Here is a 4,574-nt window from a genome sequence, read left to right as displayed (position 1 = left end):
CCCTATCGCCCCTCCTCCAGGGTACGTAAACGTCGCCCGGGCTCCTTCCTCTCAGAATGTTTAGGAGCATCTCCGGGAATTTCTTGAAGAACCTAGGCTGAAAGAGGGCCCAAACGGAGATTATGGCTATGCCATCATTCTTGAGGACTCTCCTGACCTCGGTGAGGGATCTCAGCCTGTGCTCCCCCCTCAGGTGGTGAAGCGTGGCGATGTAGAGGACCGTGGAGAAGGACTCATCCCTGAAGGGCAGGAAGGCCGCATCGCACTGGACCCTCTCGCCGGGGAACCTCCTGGAGGCCACCCTCAGCATCTCCCAGGATATGTCCGCGCAGACCACGTAGAACCCCTTGAGCATGAGGTACCTCGAATGCCTCCCGTTACCGCAGCCCAGGTCGAGAACGGGGCCCGATTCCACGAGCTCAACCTCGGGCCAGGGTCTTGATCTGATGTGGAAGTACCCCTCAGCTATCTCATCGTAGACCCTAGCTACCTCGCTCATCGTTATATTCCGGTCGGTCAGGTGAAATTAACGGTGTCGCCATGGCGATGGTCGAGGTCACGATAGTCCCCGTGGGTGTGGGTACCAGCCTGAGCGACTACGTCGCCGAAGCCGTGAGGGTTGCCCTGAGGAGCGGGCTCAAGGTTAGATTGACGCCGACATCCACGATCATTGAGGGTGACTTGGAAGAACTCATGAGGGTCGTTAGGGAGATGCACGAGTCCCAGTTCCTGAAGGGGGCCAAGAGAGTGCTGACGGTGGTGAAGATAGATGATAGGAGGGACAAGGTCGTGACCATGGATTACAAGGTTGAGGTAGTTGAGAGGAAGATCAGGGAGGGGATGGGGGAAGGGATCTCGACTCAGTGATTCTCTCTATTATCCTGATCCCCCTCCAGGAGAGCCATTCAGCCATTGAGGTGAAGAGGGTCTCATCCATCCCTATCACCTCCGGGGGGAGGACACCCGGACCGGGAAGCGAGCCCTCCGAGATGAGCTTCACAATTCCGGTGGCGACGAAGGCGGTGGTCCTAGCCAAGGCGGTCAGGCCCGTGGAGGGATCATACCTGTCGACCATCCTGTACTCTATCTCGATGTCGCTGGGGCTCTTCCTTCCCCTCGCATGGACTATCAGTATGACCATGTCCCTAGAGTCCCCCTTCAGCCTCTCCTTAAAAAGCCTAGCGGTCATCTGAGCCGGGGATACGCTTCCATTTCCGAAGGAGAGGGGCTCCTTACTGAAGAATCCCAATGTCCTGAGGAGCTCTATCTTCTCGGCGTGTCCAGGCCACCTCAACGTTTTCTCGACCATGAAGTTGACCCCCTTCAGGGTCTTCAGCATGCTCCTGAGACCGTCGGTCAGGAAGGCCTCCAGCTCACCGACCTCCGGTATGTGGATCCTCTCTAGATCAGTTAAAGCAGGCTTCTTCGTTATGGAACCGTTCTCCACGATCCTGGCATCCCTAACGTACTCCTCTATCAGGTCCTCCGGGCTCCATGTGACGAGGTAACCCAGAGGGGGGATCGGTTCCTCCGGAATGCCACCGACGTAAACCTTGAGCTCCCTCACCTCCTCCAGCTGAGCGTATGCCCTGCCGGCCATCATGTTGCTCAGCCCGGGGGCGACGCCGGCATCCGGCACTATCGTGACCCCTGCCTCACTCGCCTGCATGTTGTAGGCGGTAGGATCATCCTCGGAGTAGGAGATGTCAACCAAATCGGTTCTCGCCTTTATTGCGGCGATCCAGGAGAGCCTCCCGAACTTCCCCGGGAGGGAGTTGACCGCTAGATCCACATCCTTCATTATCCTGTAGAGGTCATCGGCATCCTTAATTTCCACCTTCCTGAACTCGGCCTTGCTCACCATCTTAGATGCTGCCGCCAGATTAGATGGGTCAGAGTCTATCACCAGCAGGTTGGAACCGGTTACCCTCTCATAAAGGTCATAAACTATGGCCCTTCCGACGGATCCAGCGCCGAAAACCGCCACCCTAATGGGAGAACACCCCTCGGATCACTCTGGGGGTATTACTTAAAAGGCTTCACTGCGGTGAGGACCCGTGCGGGCGAGAGATCATTAAAAATGTTTATTAAAGATTCGCTCGCTGTCCTTTATTTGAAACAAGCTACTCCTCCTCTCCGAGGTACTCGCGGACAAGCTTGTAGTAATTCTCCACGCTCCCATATCTCTGGATGAAGCTTTCCAGTATGTCGTAACCGTAGTTCCTCTTGAAAAGCTCCCTTCCCTCCTCCGTCATGTCCATGGGCGTCCAAGGCGGATAGTTGACGACCTCCACGCTCACCTCCTCCACCTCTGGTACGGCCTGCTTCACGCTGTCCTCAACGTGACGAGCCAGCATCATGGAGTAAGGGCATCCTGGGGCTGTCATGACCATCTTTATGTGTACCTTCCCGTCCTCAATCCTCATCTCCCTTATCAGGCCCAGATCAACTATATTTATCGGGATCTCGGGGTCAGTTATGAACTTCAGCACGCTCAGGATCTTCGCCTTGACGACCTCGGGCTCCATGATTCCACGGGGCGGCATTGATCAGCGCCTTATAAAACTTCCCTCCGGCCCTCCGGGCCTTCAGCAGGAGGATGGCCGAGGCCAAAGCGAACTCCACCACGGCCAGGACGGATCCCTCAGGCCCGAAGTCCCCGCCGGTCATGAAGCTGGGTCCCCTCAACTCCGACGAGAAGATGCTGGGTCCCCTCAAGCCGCTGGTCGGGAAGCCCCAGAGGTGCTCCAAGCTCAGATTCCAGGAGAGGTGGAAGAGTACGGATGGAATGAGCCCCCATCCGATCCTGATGAGGCAGAGGAAGATCCCCGCGGAGAGGAGCCCGATGGAGGGGAGAAAGCCGAACCCGGGATTTTTAGCATGAAGGATGGAGAAAATGGAGGAGGAGAGGATGAGCAAGGGAGGTGATCGCCTGAGGATGAATCCCCTGTAAAGGCACTCCTCCCAAACGGCAACGGAGAGGTGATAGGGGATCATGGACGCTATCTCAACTATCTCGGTCCCATGGTAGTTGACCTCTGCGATCGATGCGAAAGGGATTGTCATCGTGAGGGCCAGAATAGGGGAGATGACGGATCCCTCGACGGTGCCGAGCCGAGGATGGATCCCCCTGAGCCTCAGCATGACCAGAACGATGACCAGGGATGAAACTGCCCTAAGGTGGATCTCCGGAATGATCAAAGTGACCAATATTGTTATCATGAAATAAAAAATGGACTCAGCATCGCTCAGGTCTTCAGGGGCTCTCTCACCCCTTCCCTCGTCCGCGTCCCCTCGCATAGTAGTAGAGACCCACCAGGACCACCAAAACGATCATGGCAGCTGATAATACAAGCAAAGATGTCAGGTCGGCCTCGCGCGCGGTGGAAGCAGTCGTCCCAGTCAAGTTACTTGTCGTCGCAGCCTGGCTTGATAGCCTGACCGCCGGTTCCAGCACCCTGTCCACGGGCTGAGCTCCGACGAAGATACCTGCCACGGTCCAGTTCCTGTCTATCACAACTGTGGTCGGCACGCTTGCCACGCCGAAGTCCCTGGCCGTGTCATCGCCCTCAAGGACCAGCTTCCAGTTCGAGGGAGGGTTCACCGACTTGAAGAACTCCAAGGCTCTGGACTCACCGCTCGAGACCATCATCACAACGCCGACTATACCCTCCCTCTCAAGGCCGTAACGCTTCCAGGCATCGGAGAGGGCCGGGAGCTCCTCCCTGCAGTGAGGGCACCACTCGGCCACGAACATGAGGACCACGACGCTTCCCTTGAGCGATGTCTTCGATAGGGCCTTACCATCGTAGCTCACGACCCTTAGGACAGGTGCCTCGCTCCCGACGCTGGGGAGCGCGGAGGATGGGATCACCGAGAGCAGGATCAACAGCGCAGAGAGGATCAGGATAGCCCTCAAATCCTCAACACCTCCACCCTCCTACCATCGTAAACCGCGGCCGTAGGTGCGATGCCGTAGTAGCTGCAGGAGAACACAGATATTAATCTATGCCTGAGGCCCTCGATGCCGGTCTCACCCTCGAATAACATCGCATAGCCATCGGGATACGCCTCATGGGACCTCACAATAAGCTTCAGCCTGTTCTCTCTCAGGAACCCCTCTAGGGCCGCCTTACCATAGTACTTGACTCCCCCTCCCCTGCTGAGGTTCTCCCCGAATCCATCGACTTCCTCGGATGGATCGTTCCAAAGGATCTGGAAGGCTATCCTGTTGCTTGGGATCATGTCCTTCTTCGGAAGAGATTCTATCTGCCTCAGGGTTCTCAATCCCTCCGCTATCCCTCCGTGAAGGGCCAGTATTCCGTCCACGAGGGCCGCGTAGGGAAGGTTGGAGAGGACCTCGTTGTACCTCACGTAGATGTAGGGCCACTCGGAGCCGTAAGTGTGATAAAGGGCCTCCATGAAGCCGTAGTTCATGTTCACCACTGGAGACTCGTGATTTCCCCTCAAAAGCACTACCCTTTCATCTCTCATGTGGTTCGCGAGGAGGAAGTTCAAGTTCTCTATCTGCTTCGCCCCCCTGTCAACGTAATCGCCAAGGAAGACTACATTAT

Annotated in this window: 7 protein-coding genes; 1 reads left to right on the top strand and 6 read right to left on the bottom strand. The window is 56.6% G+C overall.

What is annotated here, in order from left to right:
- A partial coding sequence (locus tag BA066_06855; protein RDD52981.1) for a class I SAM-dependent methyltransferase occupies positions 1–499 on the bottom strand: 499 nt, incomplete at its 3' end.
- 41 nt (positions 500–540) lie between these two features.
- Here BA066_06855 and BA066_06850 point away from each other — a divergent pair.
- Positions 541–867: a thiamine-binding protein gene (locus tag BA066_06850; protein RDD52980.1), complete on the top strand. Its 327-nt coding sequence runs from the start codon at positions 541–543 to the stop codon at positions 865–867.
- Here the strand turns inward: BA066_06850 and BA066_06845 are convergent.
- The 5 genes from BA066_06845 to BA066_06825 all read right to left on the bottom strand — a co-directional run.
- Complete coding sequence (locus BA066_06845; protein ID RDD52979.1) at positions 830–1,987, bottom strand: saccharopine dehydrogenase family protein; 1,158 nt, start codon at positions 1,985–1,987, stop codon at positions 830–832. The genes BA066_06850 and BA066_06845 overlap by 38 nt on opposite strands.
- A 136-nt stretch (positions 1,988–2,123) precedes the next feature.
- A complete protein-coding gene (locus BA066_06840) occupies positions 2,124–2,546 on the bottom strand; it encodes a metal-sulfur cluster assembly factor (GenBank protein ID RDD52978.1) in 423 nt (140 codons plus the stop codon).
- On the bottom strand, positions 2,473–3,300 hold the full coding sequence (locus BA066_06835; protein RDD52977.1) for a CPBP family intramembrane metalloprotease: 828 nt from the start codon (positions 3,298–3,300) through the stop codon (positions 2,473–2,475). Before BA066_06835 ends, BA066_06840 begins: the two co-directional genes overlap by 74 nt.
- Positions 3,269–3,919 (bottom strand): TlpA family protein disulfide reductase, encoded by a 651-nt coding sequence (locus BA066_06830; GenBank protein RDD52976.1) that lies wholly within the window; start codon positions 3,917–3,919, stop codon positions 3,269–3,271. Before BA066_06830 ends, BA066_06835 begins: the two co-directional genes overlap by 32 nt.
- On the bottom strand, positions 3,916–4,574 hold a 659-nt coding region (locus BA066_06825), incomplete at its 5' end, for a serine/threonine protein phosphatase (GenBank protein ID RDD52975.1). The genes BA066_06830 and BA066_06825, both read right to left, overlap by 4 nt.

Source organism: Candidatus Korarchaeota archaeon NZ13-K (assembly GCA_003344655.1).
Lineage (GTDB): Archaea > Korarchaeota > Korarchaeia > Korarchaeales > Korarchaeaceae > Korarchaeum.
Note: the sequence above shows the minus strand (reverse complement) of the source record. Positions and strands in the feature narration are given on the sequence as shown.